The organism is Paradesertivirga mongoliensis, from assembly GCF_024436395.1.
GTDB lineage: Bacteria > Bacteroidota > Bacteroidia > Sphingobacteriales > Sphingobacteriaceae > Paradesertivirga > Paradesertivirga mongoliensis.
Window position 1 is genome coordinate 874531 of record NZ_JAFMZO010000001.1, and the last position, 17834, is coordinate 892364.

General features: G+C 42.1%; 17 protein-coding genes. 3 read left to right on the plus strand and 14 right to left on the minus strand.

All coding sequences use genetic code 11. The features are described 5' to 3' along the window. Positions 1-49: 49 nt before the first annotated feature. The 3 genes from J3P43_RS03450 to J3P43_RS03460 all read right to left on the minus strand — a co-directional run bounded on the left by J3P43_RS03450 (position 50) and on the right by J3P43_RS03460 (position 2804). Positions 50-1180, minus strand: coding sequence for a hypothetical protein (locus tag J3P43_RS03450; RefSeq protein WP_255899056.1), 1131 nt, complete (start codon positions 1178-1180; stop codon positions 50-52). A gap of 13 nt (positions 1181-1193) precedes the next feature. Beyond that, positions 1194-1907 (minus strand): RDD family protein, encoded by a 714-nt coding sequence (locus tag J3P43_RS03455; RefSeq protein WP_255899058.1) that lies wholly within the window; start codon positions 1905-1907, stop codon positions 1194-1196. Positions 1908-2129: 222 nt separating this feature from the next. Beyond that, positions 2130-2804, minus strand: a complete 675-nt coding sequence (locus J3P43_RS03460) for a carbonic anhydrase family protein (RefSeq protein WP_255899060.1) — start codon at positions 2802-2804, stop codon at positions 2130-2132. A gap of 108 nt (positions 2805-2912) precedes the next feature. Between J3P43_RS03460 and J3P43_RS03465 the strand changes: the two genes are divergently transcribed. Beyond that, positions 2913-3590 carry a TetR/AcrR family transcriptional regulator gene (locus tag J3P43_RS03465; protein ID WP_255899063.1) on the plus strand — a complete coding sequence of 226 codons (678 nt, stop codon included), beginning with the start codon at positions 2913-2915 and terminating at the stop codon, positions 3588-3590. 99 nt (positions 3591-3689) lie between these two features. Here the strand turns inward: J3P43_RS03465 and J3P43_RS03470 are convergent, their stop codons facing one another. The 4 genes from J3P43_RS03470 to J3P43_RS03485 form a co-directional block, all read right to left on the minus strand. Further along, positions 3690-4337, minus strand: a complete 648-nt coding sequence (locus tag J3P43_RS03470) for a hypothetical protein (RefSeq protein ID WP_255899065.1) — start codon at positions 4335-4337, stop codon at positions 3690-3692. 184 nt (positions 4338-4521) lie between these two features. Next, the gene (locus J3P43_RS03475; protein WP_255899068.1) at positions 4522-5373 is read right to left on the minus strand and encodes an NHL repeat-containing protein; all 852 of its coding nucleotides are present in this window, start codon (positions 5371-5373) and stop codon (positions 4522-4524) included. Positions 5374-5575: 202 nt separating this feature from the next. Further along, positions 5576-7189, minus strand: coding sequence for a DUF5060 domain-containing protein (locus J3P43_RS03480; RefSeq protein WP_255899071.1), 1614 nt, complete (start codon positions 7187-7189; stop codon positions 5576-5578). 234 nt (positions 7190-7423) lie between these two features. Continuing rightward, the gene (locus J3P43_RS03485; protein WP_255899074.1) at positions 7424-8182 is read right to left on the minus strand and encodes an RHS repeat domain-containing protein; all 759 of its coding nucleotides are present in this window, start codon (positions 8180-8182) and stop codon (positions 7424-7426) included. Positions 8183-8524: 342 nt separating this feature from the next. Between J3P43_RS03485 and J3P43_RS03490 the strand changes: the two genes are divergently transcribed. Continuing rightward, complete coding sequence (locus J3P43_RS03490) at positions 8525-9724, plus strand: GAF domain-containing sensor histidine kinase (RefSeq protein WP_255899077.1); 1200 nt, start codon at positions 8525-8527, stop codon at positions 9722-9724. A gap of 108 nt (positions 9725-9832) precedes the next feature. Here J3P43_RS03490 and J3P43_RS03495 read toward each other — a convergent pair whose 3' ends face one another. The 5 genes from J3P43_RS03495 to J3P43_RS03515 all read right to left on the minus strand — a co-directional run bounded on the left by J3P43_RS03495 (position 9833) and on the right by J3P43_RS03515 (position 13602). Then, positions 9833-11131, minus strand: coding sequence for a nucleoside hydrolase (locus tag J3P43_RS03495; protein WP_255899079.1), 1299 nt, complete (start codon positions 11129-11131; stop codon positions 9833-9835). A gap of 118 nt (positions 11132-11249) precedes the next feature. Further along, positions 11250-11765 carry a DUF4251 domain-containing protein gene (locus J3P43_RS03500; protein ID WP_255899082.1) on the minus strand — a complete coding sequence of 172 codons (516 nt, stop codon included), beginning with the start codon at positions 11763-11765 and terminating at the stop codon, positions 11250-11252. A 164-nt stretch (positions 11766-11929) separates the two neighbouring features. Further along, complete coding sequence (locus J3P43_RS03505) at positions 11930-12472, minus strand: dihydrofolate reductase family protein (RefSeq protein ID WP_255899085.1); 543 nt, start codon at positions 12470-12472, stop codon at positions 11930-11932. A 64-nt stretch (positions 12473-12536) separates the two neighbouring features. Next, a complete protein-coding gene (locus J3P43_RS03510; protein ID WP_255899087.1) occupies positions 12537-13319 on the minus strand; it encodes an AraC family transcriptional regulator in 783 nt (260 codons plus the stop codon). A 37-nt stretch (positions 13320-13356) separates the two neighbouring features. Next, entirely contained in the window at positions 13357-13602 is a 246-nt protein-coding gene (locus J3P43_RS03515) for a hypothetical protein (protein WP_255899089.1), read from the minus strand. Between the two features lie 21 nt (positions 13603-13623). Between J3P43_RS03515 and J3P43_RS03520 the strand changes: the two genes are divergently transcribed. Then, entirely contained in the window at positions 13624-14784 is a 1161-nt protein-coding gene (locus J3P43_RS03520) for a vWA domain-containing protein (RefSeq protein WP_255899091.1), read from the plus strand. 162 nt (positions 14785-14946) lie between these two features. On the opposite strand, the gene J3P43_RS03525 is transcribed toward J3P43_RS03520, so the two are convergent. After that, on the minus strand, positions 14947-15576 hold the full coding sequence (locus tag J3P43_RS03525) for an outer membrane beta-barrel protein (RefSeq protein WP_255899093.1): 630 nt from the start codon (positions 15574-15576) through the stop codon (positions 14947-14949). 354 nt (positions 15577-15930) lie between these two features. Further along, entirely contained in the window at positions 15931-17805 is a 1875-nt protein-coding gene (locus J3P43_RS03530; RefSeq protein ID WP_255899097.1) for a mucoidy inhibitor MuiA family protein, read from the minus strand. Positions 17806-17834: the final 29 nt, after the last annotated feature.

A 17834-nucleotide genomic window follows, 5' to 3' on the forward strand; every position in this document is an offset into this window, starting at 1 on the left:
GGTTAAGCAAGAAAGGATGAGTTGAAACTCCGGCTAATCCGCTGTGAAATTATTTACAGTAATCCTTCATGGCCTCGAGAACCATCTCATTTCTGTCACCTAGCTCATATCCCTTGCTGAGATCGGCACAGATCTTTTTAAGTTCTTCCTCTGGAATCTCCACTTTGTCTTTTGACGCTAAAACCGTTACGCCATTTGTTTTGCTTAGTGTTCTGCTATTTTTTAGCTGATGTTTTCGTAAACGAGTGAATGCACGATTTGTAAATACTTTCGTAGACAAAGGTTCGAGTTCCAGGGCCTTGTCAAAATCGGTAAGAGCTTCATCAAACCTGAAGTCGTTTAATTTCATGGTTCCCCGTTCAAAATAAGCATCGCTGTATTGCGGATTTAATACGATAGCCTTATCTAAGTGTTTAATCGCTCCGGCAATATTCCCATCTTTATACAATTTGCTTGCTTTGCCTAGCAAGGAATAAAACGCTTCTTCTTCTTTTGTAGGTGTGGCTTTTCCGTCCTTAAACTCGGTTTCTCTTTTTAGCTTGCCGGTAGAGTACCATTCTTGCCACGTTCCATCTTCTTTTCCGTGTTTGAAAAGACCTTTGTTTTTAATTTGGCCGTTGCTGAAAAAAGCTGCCGCTGTTCCTTCTGCTATCCCGGAGTCGGTATAAGTGCGATAAAAGCTTTTGTTACCATTTGGATAGTAAACAATCCTCAGCCCGTAGGCTAGCCCATCCTTCAAACGGCCTTCTCCCTGTTTTTTTCCATCCAGGAAGTAGTCGATAAACGGTCCAGTATAGGGTTTTGACGCATTTTTTAAATACCATCTCCCATTATCCTTTTGTTCCATCAATCTTACGGTGGGGATTTTCTTCAGTTCTTCCGATCGGTTAAAATATTCTTTAGTGGTTATAAAAATGAGTTTGTCGATATCAGAAAATCCACGTTGTTCAATCAGAGATTTCGTATTGATTACCTGAACTTCGTGAATAGCCTCCTGACGTAGGGATCCAAATCCCTCTTTGGGTTCGTCGATTATAGGTACAGAATCAACCACATATAGTATTCGCTCTTCCGCCGCTTGAGCAAATGCATTTAATGAGAAGCTTAAAATGAACAGTATTAATGAGAATAAAGCTTTCAATTTTTTTTTATCAGATGGTAAATTATCAGTGTCCTTCATATTGTCCGTTAAATCATTGATTTATCATGTCCCCTTTCTCATCCAGCATTTCTTTCGCAGCAATTTTAGCTTCTTCGACAAATCTCTCATCGTCAAGAATCGATTTGAGATCTTCAACCGATTTGTAGGAATAGATTTTTTTCAGCTTCGTGATTCTGTTGAGATCAAGCTCCTCATCCTTCTCGATTGCATCCGTTTGAAGATAGCTCACAACATAAGTATGGGCAATCCTGTCGTGCAAGGTTCTGTTCTTGCTATCTTTTAATAACGAAATTACATCACCGATATGAAGTAATGTGGCCATTAGCAGGGACTGGTCCTGAATGTTATCTAAAATAAGAAGTATCGAATCAGATGAACCCTGGTGTTGAATTGCAACTGCCGCAAGGGATGTGAAAAGATAAACAAAGGCCAGACCGAGATGAAAAATATTTCTTGTTAATACCTCTTTCAAAGACGGAGGTTGATAATCTTCGTTGACTACGAAAATATTCATCGCTTTTTTTCCGGGTGTCCCTTGATATTTATATTCACAAAAAGGTTTATACCCGTAGCTTAGTATTGTAAATAAGCTTAAGAGAAGATGATGATCAAGTATAGAAACGTTAGTAAAAATCAACAGGTAGACTAAGCCAATGATCAGGGTATCAAACAGGGAAGCAACAAGGCGTTGCCACAATGTTGCATAAGCCATTGATCTGTCGCTTTGTTCGGTATCTGCTTCCATTTAAGAAATTTGAGATACTAAAGCTAAGAAAAATTAAGAGATCAGTTGCACACGTACAAGCGTGAGATTAAGGTACATTCGTTGAGATTTCTTGCTGGCGCAGATTGAATTCCATGATCACAGCCTTTCGCCGCACTTTCTAACAACGTAAAGTGCCAGAGAGCCCTTGAGCTTCTGGCACTGATCAGCTTATAAAATATTTAATAAGGAGAATATCTAAATTTATTTTTCAAGCCCCGCACTGAGCAGTTCGTCAGAACTTAAAAGTTCATCTTTTTCGTAGAACTCTACAAGGCCGGAGTCAACGTTGTACATTCCGCCTATAATTGCCACTTCGTTCGAGTCGATCATTTCCTTTAGCAAAGGGCTTCTTTCCATTATTTGATCCATGGTTAATATCACGTTTAAAGAAGCAACTTTCTCTACAAACTCCGAATTTGAAGCGTTGCGGTTTGCACTGATACTGGTTTCGGCTTTAATGGCAGGTTGAATTTTTTCTAACAAGGCACTGAGATTTCCGAGCTTCACTCCGTCGCAGGCACCTTTAATCGCGCCACATTTTGAGTGCCCCAATACTGCAATTACTTTCGCTCCGGCAACTTTACAGGCAAATTCCATACTTCCAAGAATATCTTCGTTTAAAACATTTCCTGCTATTCGTACGCTAAATACATCACCCAAACCCTGGTCGAATATCAGTTCGGCAGAGGTTCGGGAGTCAATGCAACTCAAAATTACAGCAAAAGGATGTTGTCCTTCCGACGTTTCATTAACCTGCTGAAGCAGATTGCGGTTAATTTTTAAGTTACTTACAAACCGTTTATTTCCCTCCTTTAACAATTCGATCGCTCTGAGAGGTGTAAGCGCTGCCTGCATTTCTTTTGTTAATGTTTTCATCCTTGCTGTTTTTAATTGTTATTGCACAAACAAACATAGTAAAAATATCATCTATAATAGTAATACTTTCAACAAAAAATATCTTTACCTTTGTTGTTTCAGTTTTCTATGGAGCTATCTCTTAAGTTTAATATTAATCAAAAGCTATCGCTTCGCAACCCCGAAGAGTCTGATCTGGGCAGGAAAATTATCCAGCACGGGATAGTACTTGTGCATCAAATGGGATTTGAGGTATTCACCTTCAAAAAGTTAGCTAAAGAGATCGGAACTACAGAAGCCAGTATTTACCGGTATTTTGAAAATAAGCATCGCTTGCTTTTATACATAGTAGACTGGTATTGGAGCTGGCAGGAATATCGTCTGATGTTTCAAACAAATAATATCGCGAGTGCCGAGGAGAGGTTAAAAATAGCTATAAGTCTGTTATCGGATCAGGTTGAAGATGATGTGTCCACCAGTTATATCAATGAAAAATTGCTGTATGAGATAGTGATGTCTGAAGGGGCAAAGTCTTACCTCACCAAACATGTAGCCGAAGACAACAAGGCAAAATTCTTCAAGCCATATAAAGATTTATGTGCCAGGATAGCGGGTTTTATCCGCGATTATAATCCTGATTATAAGTACCCGTTTTCTTTGTCGAGCACCATCATCGAAATGGCGCACTCACAAAAATACTATATGCACAATTTGCCTTCGCTTACAGATTTTGGTGCAAGTAAAGATGAAACTCAGATAGTTTCTTTTTTAGAAAACCTGGTATTTTCGAGTATACGGAAGCATTAGAGCGATATATGGCTAGTGCCTGAGCCGTCTTTTCAGCCTTACAAAACTGGCAAGTACCTAAAAAACCAACACGCCTCATAAACACATCGAACGTGTAAGTTACAGGCTGTGTTTCGAATTGTACAGCTTTACAAGCTGCTTAATGGTAGCAACCGTAATTTTTTCCAAGCCTTTCATTTTTTCCTGTATCTCCGGCTCATCTTCCATCATCTCTGCCAGAATCGCTTTAGACACTTCCACCATTGATCCGGTTGATTTTTTAGTATTGAGCATGCCTCTGTAAGTTTGACCTGTCCCTATCAGAACCTTCGACATCCCTGGCACAACTCCGGATTTCTTAGTCAGAAAAACCTCGCGATACGAATTATTGTCGCCATGGCGTAGCAGGTAGTATCGCTTTGCCGTTTCTCCACTGTTTATATTACCTGAACTGAGGGCGACACCAACAGTTACACAAACAAGATTTAAGGAGCCTTTAACCAGATAATCTTTAATGGCATATTTCCCACCCTCCAGCGGCGTATAACCCTCTTCAAGTTTAGTTACATCATTCAAATACGACTGGCTCCGCATCACATAGATGTTATTCTTTGCATTCTTTTTCTCTCCGGATTTTACGGTGTTGATAGCGGAAGCGGGGCTTTTAGTAGTGCTGGTGTCTGCAGCGATGGCTTCCGTGGTACTTTGTGCGCTGGAATATTGAAAAGCCAGAGCAAGAGATACTATAGAAAGTACAAGGGGTTTCATTTGTTAGTGATAAGGTGTATCAAATTTAATAATATTTTGATTGGTTGCTGCTTTAAATCAGGGCACGGCGAAGCATTCCGGGGAGTTCGAGGTTGCCGGATGAGTTGAAGATGATTAACTCTTAGGTTAATATAAGGCTTGAGATCGGTTTGTTTCCGTTATTTTTACCTGGAAGGTTAAGGCTTTATTTAACTGTATACGCCGTTACCGTATTGTGGTAAAAGTTAGGGATATACAGAGTTTTTGTCTTTGAATTGTATTCCATATCGGCCGTATTGATCTTTTCTTTGCTTGAGTCGATTAGCAACTGAGGGGTTCCGGAATTAACGTACCATACTTTACCTCCCCATTCTGAAACTATATATTTCTCATTTGCAAGACCAACAATGCCGTCAATGCCACCCATGCCTTTAGCGATTGTGCTTAAGGTGTTAGTGGCCGTATTCAGAGATAAAAGGGAACCATTGCCATTTCCAATTAGTAACTGGTTCTTTTGCATCAGCAGTCCGTTAATTCCCTTCAGCAGAGCATCTTCTGATATGAGAGTGATTCTGCCATTTTTCAAAGCGTGTAATTTATTGGTTCCCGAATCGGAAATATATATAATGCCGTTTTTAGTGTCGACAGCAATATCATTCAAAAACTTCGCACCTTCAACGGGATACCGCTTTATAATCTTACCGCTGGCAAGATCTATCTCAGCAACACCGGTGATTTCTGTTACGTATAGTTTGTTGTCCAAAATGCCCATTCCTTTCGGCGAATTTAAGCCGTTTGTAAATTTTAAAGTCAGGACCTTTCCATCAGGGCTCATTTTGCTTATAAAGCTGCTTTTGTTATCTGCGGTGGGATTTCCATTGATGCAAGAAACATATAAAACATTCTCTTTGGGCTCAAAAAGTACACTTTCGGGGGTTCTGATACTTGTATCGCTCTGCCAAATCTGGGTTAAAGTGATTTCTTGTGCTTGTGACCGCGGACTAAGGCAGATTAACATCAGCAGGCTGCCAAGTGAAGACAATATTATCTTTTTCATGAATTTGAAGAATGGTTAGTTCAATTATAAAAATTAAAAAGGCAATTAACAACGATTTGAGGCATTATTTACGCATAAATAAACACACCGGTTTTCATTACGGAAAAAGGAAAGAAATTTTTCCTGTGGGGGGCCCAAGCGCGTGCGTTTGACTAGGGTGAATGCCTTAATATCAGTTTTTTACCTCCCTTAAGGGAGAGAACTATTCCAGTTCATGGCGGCCATCGTCCTTAACTTTCGCGCCGTCTTCAATTTTACGAATTCGTAACGCCATATATGGTTTTCCAGGCATCTTTATCGACGACTTGTTCTTATCAATAAATTTATATCTGTTTCCCGGCATGGGCACAACTTCAAACACCTTGTTAAGGGGCGTAACAGTCATGTTCCAGGTGTCGATAATATCGGCCTTGAATTTCACACCAGTGGCAAGCTCTCTTTTCGGAAGCACAAAATCCCATCTGTTCATTTTATCCTTTCCAAAATAGATGAGGTAATAATCCCCTGCTTTGCCGGCCATATTGTTTTCATAATAATGGTCAATCGGTTCCAGCCCGCCGACAGGGTTACTTTCTACAATCTTTCTTAAAAATGCGATCCGGGCAGGGCTTGAACCGGTTAAGCGTCCGCCATTGGAAATCCAGGGGCTGGCCTGGTAAGATTCGCCGTGAGTTGCGTAGCCCCCGCCAATTATAGCATTCCAAAAACGGAATGTCATTTCTTCTCCTGATAACTGCCCCCAGCGACTGTCGATGTTGCCTTCATAATTTATTTCATCGTTTACAACGGGCTTTTTATAAATGTCTCTCAGTATAGCTGTTCCGAAAGGGGCTTTTACAACATTATAATATTGGTAACTAACGTGTGTAACCCAGGGTTTTGTATAATCATAGATCCTATCGGCATTGTGTATAGACCGAAGGTGTTGATAAGGGTCTTTTTGCTGTACCAGTTGAAACAGTTCATCCCAGTCGTTATCATTCATGTTCCGGATGAAACTGTTCTCGTTAGCAAGGCTCCACCAAACATTCCGGAAGGCAGCATACCGGGCCACCATGTACTGGGCAAAACGCCTATTCACCTCCTGGCCTGCCATGTCAAAGCCCCATTTACCTTTATCGTAGGGACGGAAAAGAATCAAATCGGCCTCCACACCTAAGTCCCTCAGCTTACGCATACATTCATCAAGATTTTTGAAGTACTCGGGGTTGAAACGTGAAAAGTCCCAGTTCTCGCGGCTGGTCCCTTCAAAAGGAAAAACCGTTATTTTAAGCGGTCCCTCAACATATCTGTCTTTGTATGGCGGGACTGCTAAAAAGCGTACTTTGTTAAACGGACTCGATTTAAGGGTTGCTACGGTGCGGGCTTTCGTTTGCGCATCCTGGAAAGGCCATTCGTATATGGTAGTGCCAAACGGATAATAGGGCGTGCCATCTTCGTATTGAAAATGATAGCTTCCGCGCACTTTAACCGGTCCGTGATTCTTGGCTGAGGGACTTGTGCATTCAAAACTTCCCTTATTATTTTCGAGTTCCCGTTTGTTGCTGCTGGTGAGGTAAGTCCATGTACCTTCTTTATCGGGCATGAACCTGATTTTGTAAACTCCGTTGCCGTCGTAATATCCGTCCTGTTCATACACTTTATCGCCATTGCTGAACCGGCCGGTTAAAGTAGTACCGACAAAGGGGTTGCCGGAAGACGGACCCTTGAGTGTGATTTCAAATACATCCCATTTTTCAATCCTGTCTTGAGAAAAAGTGCTGTTTACGAACAGGATAAGAAATAAAATAGGCAGGGAAACGTGCTTGATCTGCATAATATTTCGAAAAGTTTTGGTCAGGTTTAAACGACCAACAATATTACGATACCGGAAGCCATTCTGGTTTATAGCAACACATTCGTTACTTTGTTCCTGGCCGGTCGAAGCACTTAAGTCAATCCGTTAACACTCAATTCGCCTTTTAACATGCTGTCTGTCAGCTTTTAAGAGGCGCCAAAAAAAGGGAGCAGCTCTGGCCACCCCCTTTCTAAGGTTAATCCGAAGATGTGATCAGATCTCTTTATATTCAAATTTCAACGTTACCACCTCTTCGTCTGAAGTAACTGTAGCAGTCAAAGGGTAGCCTTGACTATCGTACGTATATACAGTATTGCTGTTTACATCAAACTCGGTACCCGGGCTGTCGAAGTTTTCGGTGAGCACTTCGTTTTTTGCGATAAAGCTGGCAGTAATCCCAGCCGGATCAAGCACGTACTTTACGGCCGGGTTGGTGAGCATGGATTTTTTTGTTCCATAAGTATAAGTGCGGGTATAAGTACCACCGGCGGTTAACACTGTCTCTATTTTAGTTACATTTCCATTCTGGTAAGTCAGGGTCGACTTCGCGGATTGCTGGGTCTGAACCTTCTGAATAATCTCGGTAACCTTCCCGCTAGCAATTGTATATTCAAGGTTAGTGGTGCTTTGTAACTGTCCTTCATCATATGTTTTTAATGAACCGGTCACAGGAATTGCGTTTGTGTAAACTGCTTCAAAAACCTGTTTAGAGTCTCCTTCTATATTCTCTACTTTAGTAAGGTTTCCGCCGGCATCATAGGTAAAGGATGTTTTCTCAGTATTGTCTGCAGTGCCAAATGACGTAAGGCGTTTATTCGAATCATAATTAAAGGCATGAGTGGTGGTGTCGCCATCCTCGATGCTAATTAATTTTGACAGGACTTTTGTTCTGATCACCGGATCATCGTTGTCTTTACAAGCTGTAAATGCTGTTGCTGTGGCTACTAGTAGTGTTAAGAATTGTTTTTTCATTTTATTTATTTTTAAAGTTTAAGCAAAAAAAGTCCTGCTCCTGCAAAAAAGCAGAATCCGGGTTTGATTAATAAGTTGCAATTTTCCCTGAGGGAGATTTAGAAGTACTTGTTTGTTGAGTGTGGTTTTTTCATGTGCTAAAGTGTGTTCGACTATAATTACGGACACATTTTTTGAAATGCTACAGCCGGAGGAAAAAAAAGTTCGAAGTAAAGATTTGAACTCGTTTAGTTTAAACTCTCCTCTGTTAGCCAATGCTATCAGACTCTGCACTGAGGAGGCTGTGGAAGCTTGTAATCAGGTCGAATCTTTTTTTTTGTCAAATTCGTATGTTTGTTCATCATGAGTTCAATTCGACCCATTCCGCCTGATGAGCTGGAGCGCCTTTTAAATCTGTCTGAGTATAATATTGATTTTGCCAATATTCAAAATAATTTTTCTGAGCTCAATAAGCTTGCGGCGAGCATCGCCGGGACAGATATTTCATTAATAAATCTCATCGATTGCTATACTCAATGGACAGTTTCAAGTTACGGATTGGAAATGAAACAAATGCCCAGAGATGAAAGCGTATGTCAATACACTATTATGAAAAAAGGTGGGTTTGAGGTTCCAAACCTTTCTTCTGATGATCGGTTCAAAGACTTTGATTATGTAAAAGGTGAGCTCGGTTTGAAGTATTATTATGGAATTCCCCTGACAACAGTTGAAGGATTTAATATAGGTGCTTTGTGCGTAATGCATCCTGAGACCAGGCTATTGTCGGACGAAAAGATAGCCCATTTAACAATTATTGCCGACGAGATTGTGAACAGACTGCGGGCCATTAAAGTGATTGAAAAGTTAAAGTTGACAGTAAAGGAAAGTACTTATACGCAGAAGAAAATCGTGCATGACATCAGGGGCCCGATTGCAGGAATTATCGGCCTTGCTGATATTATTATTGAACAAGGCTATAACAATGATATGGATGAGGTTCTGGAATATATGAATCTCGTAAAAAATAGCGGAGATTCGATTGTATCCCTGGCCAATGAGATATTAACTGCACAGCAGCAAGCTGATTCCGGATATCACGAAAGTTTCAATCTTTTAATTTTTAAAGAAAAGCTCGAACAGCTTTATCTTCCTCCCTCAATAAAGAAGAATATCGATTTTACGGTGTCTACAAGTAAAGAAACTGAACTGTGGCCTGTTTCCAAATTCAATTTAATGCAGATAGCAGGAAACCTGGTATCAAATGCCATCAAATTTACTCCAGAGGGTGGTTCAATCCGAGTACAAGTCGACCTGGAGATCGGGGATATTGCCAATTTGCTGCAGATCAGCGTTTCTGATACAGGCATCGGTTTAAGTCCGGCTCAAATTGACTTGATAATGGGTGGGAAAGGAAAATCTACATCAGGAACTGGTGGTGAGGATGGCTTTGGTTTCGGCCTCGCCATGGTAAAGAACTTAATCGACTCTATGCATGGAGAATTAAAAATCTCTTCTGCACCGGGACAGGGCACCTGTTTTGAAGTAATATTGCTACAGCATTGACAGTGGAGCGTTAAAAACACGCAGTAAACCAGAGACGTTGCCGGTGTATTATCACACCGCCACTTTTTTATCCCTTTTTTCTGAGAGAAAACCTGATATTCTTGGCGACTATCTGTTCTTCGGGTCGTAGACCATAAGTTCGTTTAACTGGTTTTTTACTTGAGTAAAATCCTTTATATAAGCATAAGCTTTATTACCCTCGCCAGGTGTATAAGTTATAACTCCGTCAAGACCCATAAAAATATTGCCAAAGGGCGAGGTTTCCCAGAGGTTACGTGCAGAAGGCCTGCAGGCGTACAGAACCCGCAGCTGGTCCCAGCTAAACCGATCTTTAGCTTGTCCTTTGTAATATGACTCGTATGACTTTCTTATAATATGCTCCGGCCTCGTACTGGTTAAAGCAGAGCCAACCTCAAGCTTTAATCCGCTTCCTCCCGCAAACACAGTTGGAAACTCCACCGGTAACAGTTTAAGCTCTGTACTTGCAGAATACATGTCGCTATAGTAATTAAATCCACAATTGCCCTTTGGAAGGCCTGCAGCGCCATTTCCGCCAGCGCCGTAAAATTTAACCTTTCTGCGCATCAACTCAACTCCGTTTAAGCCGCTATGCTCGTCGGGCTGAGATTTTAACAGATTATAAATATTCGTTGCAGGGCCTATGGCAATAAGTGTTACGCTTTTGTCTGGTTGAGCCGCCAAGGTTTTGCGGTATAACTTCACTACCTCGGGTGCCGTTTGCTGTTTAAGAGAATGCGGGTACGAAGCCACTATGGGCTGCATAAATTCATCTCTTGAATAAGGAGCTTTTTCCTTGATCGTTCCTATGGGTAAGTCTGGCCTGCCATACCAGGTATTAACTGCGTGAACAAATGGCACTGCAAGTTCATGGCCGATCACCACCCCGATTGCAAGAATTTCTATCTCGCCGCGGTCTGCCAGAGCGTGTAGCATTCCAAGAGCTCCTGCATCGTCTACATCGCCGCCAACATCTGTGTCTAGAATCACCCGTTCTTTTGGCTGGGCATTTTGCTCGGCCGGTATTGCAGGCGCCGCTGGTACTTCAGGCACTGCCGGTGCAGCTGGTAATAAGCTTATTTCGATTACTTTAATATAGTCAGATCCACCCGTCTCCGGAGCTTTTTCCACGAGTGTTCCGGAAATATTTACCTTCTTTTGGACGTAATTATCCAGGTTATGATGGTTGCTTTTTAGAATATATGATTTGCTGTTTATTGAAATGATATGCTTTCCAAACGCTTTCTCTGTTTCAGTAGCCAGGCTGATTTCGCCACTTCCCTCAAAGGCTATTTCAATTGGATTTTCGGTGATGTCGCCTCCTTGAAGCTTTTTGCAACTGGCAAAAAGAATGAGGGTTACTATTACTAAGTACGCCTGTAATTTCATTAATAAAATCGTTTACCCCTTCAACCTGAACGGGGGATGATTTCTTAGAACTAATTTCTTTCTGTGATATTGCGTGCAGGAGAAATTTTTCTTTACAGGATAAGAAAAACTTTGAGGTCTATTTTGTCCTAGTGATTTCGGCGATGTAGCCCTCGAAAGAAATGGCTTGCCTGTTATAATTATTAACGTTCAATGTAGCAGAGCCAGATTCGGAAACTCTGATCATCAGCCGCTGGCTGTCTCTAACATCTTTCGGTTCGATGGTGATGATCCAGTTCTTTTTCTTTTTAATAGCAGAATACTTAAAATCTTTTGAAGTAAACCGGGTACCGGTATCATCCGTATTCATCGGAGCGCTGTACGACCTGCCAAAAAAAGGCAAGTCGGCTACAATGCTGTCTTTTGTAACCCGTAAGTAATACCGCCCATCTGAAAGATCTAAAATGTTATTCATTGCATTCGGCCCCATTATCTGATTAAGCGCAGGTTCAGATAGCGGATTTGCCCTGCTTGCATTGAAAACGAAATTTTTAGAGGCAATTAATTTTTCCGTGCCGGTCTTATCGGTCTGAGCGGAAACGGGCATCAGATTTAAAGAAAGTAAGATGACAAGAACTGCATGCGTTAATTTCATAATTGTAGTATTTATGTATTAACTAAGATGTACCGTATTGGTTTAATCCATAAATTTCTTTTACATTTTAATCGATTTTTTAACCTGACGCAGTTTATGCACCTAAGCGGTTTGAGATGCATAGGTGCATACTACTGTCGTACCACAAATTGATCCATCCAACCTCAGCTTCCAATCTGATTAATCCGGTAACGTAGCGATACCAGGCCCGAATCGTAAGTTTTGCTTTCGAGCAGCGTGAGGTGAGTTCGATGCTCTTGTTCTTCAAAGAGGCGTTTACCGCTGCCCAGCAGTATAGGATGTACTGACATCCACAATTCGTCGACCAGGCCAGCTTGCATCAAAGATTGGGTGAGGGAAGCGCCGCCGAATAACCAAATGTCTTTACCGGGTTGCTCTTTAATCTTCCGCGCCTCGGCAACAATGTCGCCGGATAACAGAACAGCACCTTGTTTTACAGATTTCAGGGTATTGGAGAATACATATTCGGTTAACGGCGGCATACCAGGCACCAGTTCGCCCGTATTGTTTTCAGCATATTGCTGTGCCATCTCATAGCTTTTGCGTCCGATGAAAAGGGCGTCAATCCGATTGAAAAAATCGTTCAGGCCATAATCCTGATCTGTAAAGCACCAGTCGTATTCGCCGTTCGGTCCTTCAATGTATCCGTCGAGTGTGATAGCTAATCCTAGAATTACTTTTCTCATGGTTGTAAATTTTATAGGTCAAAATTGCGAAGCAACAATCTTTCCTGATTGTACAAAACGGACATCAATACAAAATATGCTTCGCATTCACTACTTCACGAGGCGTATAGCCGGTATAAGCTTTGTACTCTCGACTGAAGTGCGCCTGATCATAGTAACCACTCTCATAAGCAATGGTGGTAAGCGAAAAGTCCGGGTATTTTTTAAGATATGACAGAGATCTCAAAAACCGGCAGACACGCAGATACTCTTTTGGCGGTAGGCCCACATACCTTTGGAACTTCCGCGAAAGATGTCGCTGGCTGAGGCCTGTACAATCCGCCAGGTCGCCTACATTATTTAGTCCTCCCGAAGCTTGTACCTGTTTCAGGCAAAATTCTATATGTGAGTCGTGTTTGTTGCCGGCAAGTAACTCCATCAGATGGCTTTGCAGGATCTTTGCACGACCATGATTATCAACAGCGCCGGCCAGCTGCTCCTCTATCTCCGCTGCTTTGTTCTTCCATAAGTCGGCCAGGGCAGTGGTAGAATCACTTAACAGATGCATGGGGGGCTGAAAGAAATGGTAAGCCATCCCCGGGTGAAAGCATACCGCCAGGCAACCAGATCCCTTGCGCATTTGCACATCCATGGGCTTGGTCATTCTAAAAGTCACTATACTGCGTTTATACAGTTCGTTAGAAATCGTGGCGATTGGTGTGCTGGTGTAGTTAATAAACAACTCCACGCAAGTGTCGGGTAATACACGTATATGGTGGGTGTCTGCATCTCCATCGCAGTTCATCGAACATATTAATTTGATATATGGCTGTAAAGCAGGAATGATGTTGTACAACTGCAAACGCATGCTTTAAAGATAGTGATAATTGGGATTTTCAGCCTGGTTATTGGGCAGGTTTATGTGGTGCATCTACGACGGGTTTTGCATGGGTATTGGCTGCTTTGTAAAATTCTGAACTGGTTTCAAGTCCTGCAGCTAAAAGCGGAAGTTTAAGAAAAATATTTTTAGATTTACAAGAGGCATCGTTATAAATGGCTTTATAGACAAGTGCATTTACCGGCTTGTTGTTGGCAGCACCAGAAGGCCGAGCAAATAGTATTTGAGCGTGTTGCGTTTTTTCAATACACAACGTATTCTTATAAACATCATTATGGTTAACAAATTTCTCGGCCTGGTCTTACTTATTGTGATGGGATTGGCAGGTTGCACAAAAGATGGCGATGGGCCTTCTACTCTTTCTGAGTCTTATTACACGGATGATGTAAGCCAGCCGGGTCGACCTGGAGATGCAGATCAGGCCGGAGTTATAACGGCTGGCGAATGGAATGACCTGGATAACTGGCAATTTCTTGAGAATATATTAAAAAAGGCAGACTTCAAAGGCATATCTGCAAAGTGGGATTATTTTAACCTTAACCGAATCTCGGTGCTGGTTAAGGGTACAGACTCCTTGCCGGTTGTTGATGCACTTGTAAAACTTAAGAGTGGGGCAGCAACAGTGTTTACAGCCCGGACAGACAATCAGGGAAGAGCTGAACTTTGGCCAGACCTGTATGGTACTGCAGAAACAGGTGTTGCGAACCTTTCGATTGACGTCAATAACGGCGCTGCGGTCATTGCAAATGTGAAATCTTATCAGTCTGGGTCAAATAAAATAATTGTTCCACCAGGTATAAAGAGCAACAAGATAGAGGTTGCCTTTGTGGTAGACGCCACAGGATCAATGGGAGATGAACTTCGGTTTTTAAATACTGAACTTCTTGATGTAATATCCAGGGTAAAGAAAGACAACCCAAGTTCGGAGCTTACAACTGCATCAGTATTTTATCGTGATAAAGGCGATGAGTATGTAACCAGGGTATCCGGCTTTACCAGCAATATCAATACGACGCTCAATTTTATCAAAGATCAACAAGCTGCCGGCGGAGGGGATATTCCGGAAGCGGTACACAGCGCGCTGGATAAGACAATAAATGAGCTGCAATGGTCACCGGGTTCTAAAACAAGACTGGCTTTTCTGATTTTGGACGCTCCGCCGCATCAAACTGCTGAGGTGCTTAACAACCTGAAAAGCTCTATCCTAAAGGCAGCTGAAAAGGGTATTAAAATAATCCCTGTTACTGCAAGCGGTACTGATAAGGAGACAGAGTTTCTGATGCGGTTTATCGCTATTACAACAAATGGAACCTATGTGTTTATCACTGATCACAGTGGTATTGGGAATGACCATCTGGAAGCAACGGTGGGTGAATATCAGGTAGAGTTTTTAAATAATTTGATGGTAAGGCTGATAAATAAGTATGCCCAATAAGGCATTTTGTTATCATACAGTCTATTTATATCCAGAGTGTTCAGTTCAACGCTCCGAAAGCTGGAGAGATCGGAAAGGAAGTGCGACGAGGATCCGCCGGCAAGAGAGATCAGGTAAAAAGCAGGCCGCAATACTTAATTGCGGCCTGCTTTTGCTATTAGTTTAATAACTGGATCCAAACGGGAATCTTATTCCTAAAGTCAGGATGGTGTGACCAGTAATTGGATTCGAGTTGTCTGAGGTAACACCGTCACGGGTGTTTGAAGTAGTCGAACCGGTAGGCAATGCAAAGCCAGCTTCAGCAAAAATAAATGGCGAGCCAATTTTAAATTGCATACCTACGCTTCCATTGATTGTTAAACCACTAAACTTTTCATCTTCGGGTTCTAGTGTAAAGTCCGGGTCAGCCTCTCCCTCAGATTCGAGTTTGTTTTTACCCATAACATAAGAACCTCCGATTGGAAAATACAAACTAAAGTTATCTTCATAACCGCCGATAAGGTGATAGATACCTAAGACACTTACAGACATGAACGAAGTGGTCAGCTTATAACCTGATCCAGATTCATCATCAGCAAATGTTTGCTTTATAGGTAAACCATACGAAAACCCTAAAGAAATAGCTTTCTTCTCGTCGAGGTTATAGGCCCCGCGAAGTTGTACACCCGGGGTGGCTTTTTTAATTTCTCCTCCATAGTTGGTGTAAGTTCCACCAATTCCGAGGTTGAATTGGGCGTTTGCAGCAAAAGACAGCATTACAATGCACACAGATAGTAGTAGATTTTTTTTCATTTTTGGATTTTTTAATTGTGAATTTATAAGTTGTTGGTTGTAAACAGATGCAATATGAGGACGCAACCAAATACATTAGTACCGGTTATGCCTCGAAAGGTCTAAAGACGAGATCAGAATACGTATCAATTATAATGATCGCCGATAAAAGGTGTTTTCAATAGGAAGTGGGTGATTAGGTAAAAAGGTTGTAGGTGTTGTCATGCCCGGTGTAAATCAAATTGCGGGCCATGTGATATTTTGGATTAAAATGGTGGTTTCTGTAAGTTTTTGTGAAGCAGATTCCTCAGCCCGGGAAGGAGATTGTGAATAAAATTGCTTGGTTATTTTCCTCAGGCTTTGTTGGACAGCAGGTTACTCCAAACTCACTGGTCTGTTCTTTGGGTACTTCACCTCATATTTTAACTGTAAAGACTTCTTGCCCTGCGGCAGTAATTGCAGATCCCATTTCACCAGTCCTGTAGCCGGATCAAGCTTGCCGCCCGATAATTCCTCGCTTTCAACCGTTACTTCGCTGGTGTTCGAGACCGGTATCTGGTCTTCGACAGTTAGCTTTATCGGATATGCTTTTCTGCTGAGAACGTCAAGAGAAAATGACCGTACAGCTTTCTGGTTCGATCCCATAAAACTTTTCTCGTTCTGACCTTTCTGCGCAACCCGCTTTACAAGTACATTCTTATCTGCCCCAAGAGAGATTACTAGTGTATCATTTGTATTCTCAATGTTGATGAGTGTTTTACCCAGAAAAGCGCCATCAAAAAACACATTGGCCTCGCCGCTTAGAAGATTAAGGTCGTTGATACCTGTGACAGAAGCAGTGAGATAAGCCTCTTGTTTGATTTTAGGTACGGCGTGGTACCGGTAATCGGCAGGCAGCTCATGCTCGGCAATCTCTACGGTTAATTGCTTGCCATCGCTATAAATTGAATAGGGTTGAGCGACTTCAAACTGAACGTTCGTCTGACTTTGCTGAACCTGCACTTCTAAAGGCACTGATTGTTTTATAAGAGAGGATGTTCCCCTGATTTGCACACCGGCTACGCTACCTGTTAGTTCCATTTTTCGTTCTGCACCATAACCCACAACTGCCACCTCGTTTAAAGACTTTGAATCCTGGTTCAATCGTACATTCATTTCGCTGGAATAAGCCACCTGTTCATGGCTTACGTAGCCAATGTAAGAGAACTGCAGAGTAGAGCCTGGTGCCGGGACACTTAAGGTATAATTGCCGTTAACATCGGTGTTCGAACCGATCGAGGTCCCTTTAATGCGTACGCTCACCCCAATCAGAGGGGCGCCGTCTTTTGAATCAGTAACCTTACCGCGAACGCTTGTGAGATCTGCAGCAGGTGTATGCCTGCTGATATTGTATCCAACCTGGTACGGTCTTAGAGAGGGTTTTCTGCCACCAACTGAAGGGTCTCCTGAAGAGAGGGTAAGTTTTACATCCTTCCATTCTTCTCCGCTTTGTTGGGAAATATTGGCTCTGTAAATCAGATTGATGGGTTTATTCACATCAGTAGCACGCAGATCGTAAGTAGGGTACCAGCTTGCATTCTTCACCAGATAAGTGAGGACGAAGCTACCGGAAGTGCTTGTTCCGGACGACACCTTAACCACTATGTTACTTGTTTTATTACCAGGTTTTCCGGCTTCTTCATTTAATTGGTTTTCGAGCTTTTTGATCCCGATATTCAATCGTTGAATTTCTTTCCTGGTGCTTAGTTGTTTAACCTTGTTTTCTGAAAGACGTGCTTTCTGGAAGTCGAGCGCCTGCTTTAACTTGTTCAGGTCTAGTCCGGCACCACCATTGCCAACACTCTGGTTGCTGGCCAGCATATCTTCTTCCTTCTTCAGTATTGCGATAATGTTGTCCTGAATTTCCCTCTGGTCGCGTAATTCTGCAATCTGGTCCTGTAGCCGGGTTAAGGATCCTCTGAGTTCCTGCTCCTGCAGAAAATCTGTCTGCTTGTTTACCGCCAGAATTGTGAAGTTACCTGCACCCTTAACCTGGATGCTTTGCTCATCAATTTCCGCTGAGAGGCCTCTGAAGGTAAGTAATGATGTTCCGGCCGGTATCTGTGCCTGAGCACTACGCTCGATTTGCGCCCCCTGAAGGAAAACAATTACACGCTGGATTTTAGAATCGGCAGTTACTGCTTTTTCTTGCGCCTTAGATAACGAACCCGAGAAAAGGAGGTATAAGATTGGAATATAGATCTTAGTCATAAGGGATAGGTTTAGTACAAGTATATGAT

Coding starts and splice junctions, on each gene's coding strand:
- J3P43_RS03450 (WP_255899056.1), bottom strand. CDS start 1,180: ATGAAGGACACTGATAATTTACCATCTGATAAAAAAAAATTGAAAGCT.
- J3P43_RS03455 (WP_255899058.1), bottom strand. CDS start 1,907: ATGGAAGCAGATACCGAACAAAGCGACAGATCAATGGCTTATGCAACA.
- J3P43_RS03460 (WP_255899060.1), bottom strand. CDS start 2,804: ATGAAAACATTAACAAAAGAAATGCAGGCAGCGCTTACACCTCTCAGA.
- J3P43_RS03465 (WP_255899063.1), top strand. CDS start 2,913: ATGGAGCTATCTCTTAAGTTTAATATTAATCAAAAGCTATCGCTTCGC.
- J3P43_RS03470 (WP_255899065.1), bottom strand. CDS start 4,337: ATGAAACCCCTTGTACTTTCTATAGTATCTCTTGCTCTGGCTTTTCAA.
- J3P43_RS03475 (WP_255899068.1), bottom strand. CDS start 5,373: ATGAAAAAGATAATATTGTCTTCACTTGGCAGCCTGCTGATGTTAATC.
- J3P43_RS03480 (WP_255899071.1), bottom strand. CDS start 7,189: ATGCAGATCAAGCACGTTTCCCTGCCTATTTTATTTCTTATCCTGTTC.
- J3P43_RS03485 (WP_255899074.1), bottom strand. CDS start 8,182: ATGAAAAAACAATTCTTAACACTACTAGTAGCCACAGCAACAGCATTT.
- J3P43_RS03490 (WP_255899077.1), top strand. CDS start 8,525: ATGAGTTCAATTCGACCCATTCCGCCTGATGAGCTGGAGCGCCTTTTA.
- J3P43_RS03495 (WP_255899079.1), bottom strand. CDS start 11,131: ATGAAATTACAGGCGTACTTAGTAATAGTAACCCTCATTCTTTTTGCC.
- J3P43_RS03500 (WP_255899082.1), bottom strand. CDS start 11,765: ATGAAATTAACGCATGCAGTTCTTGTCATCTTACTTTCTTTAAATCTG.
- J3P43_RS03505 (WP_255899085.1), bottom strand. CDS start 12,472: ATGAGAAAAGTAATTCTAGGATTAGCTATCACACTCGACGGATACATT.
- J3P43_RS03510 (WP_255899087.1), bottom strand. CDS start 13,319: ATGCGTTTGCAGTTGTACAACATCATTCCTGCTTTACAGCCATATATC.
- J3P43_RS03520 (WP_255899091.1), top strand. CDS start 13,624: ATGGTTAACAAATTTCTCGGCCTGGTCTTACTTATTGTGATGGGATTG.
- J3P43_RS03525 (WP_255899093.1), bottom strand. CDS start 15,576: ATGAAAAAAAATCTACTACTATCTGTGTGCATTGTAATGCTGTCTTTT.
- J3P43_RS03530 (WP_255899097.1), bottom strand. CDS start 17,805: ATGACTAAGATCTATATTCCAATCTTATACCTCCTTTTCTCGGGTTCG.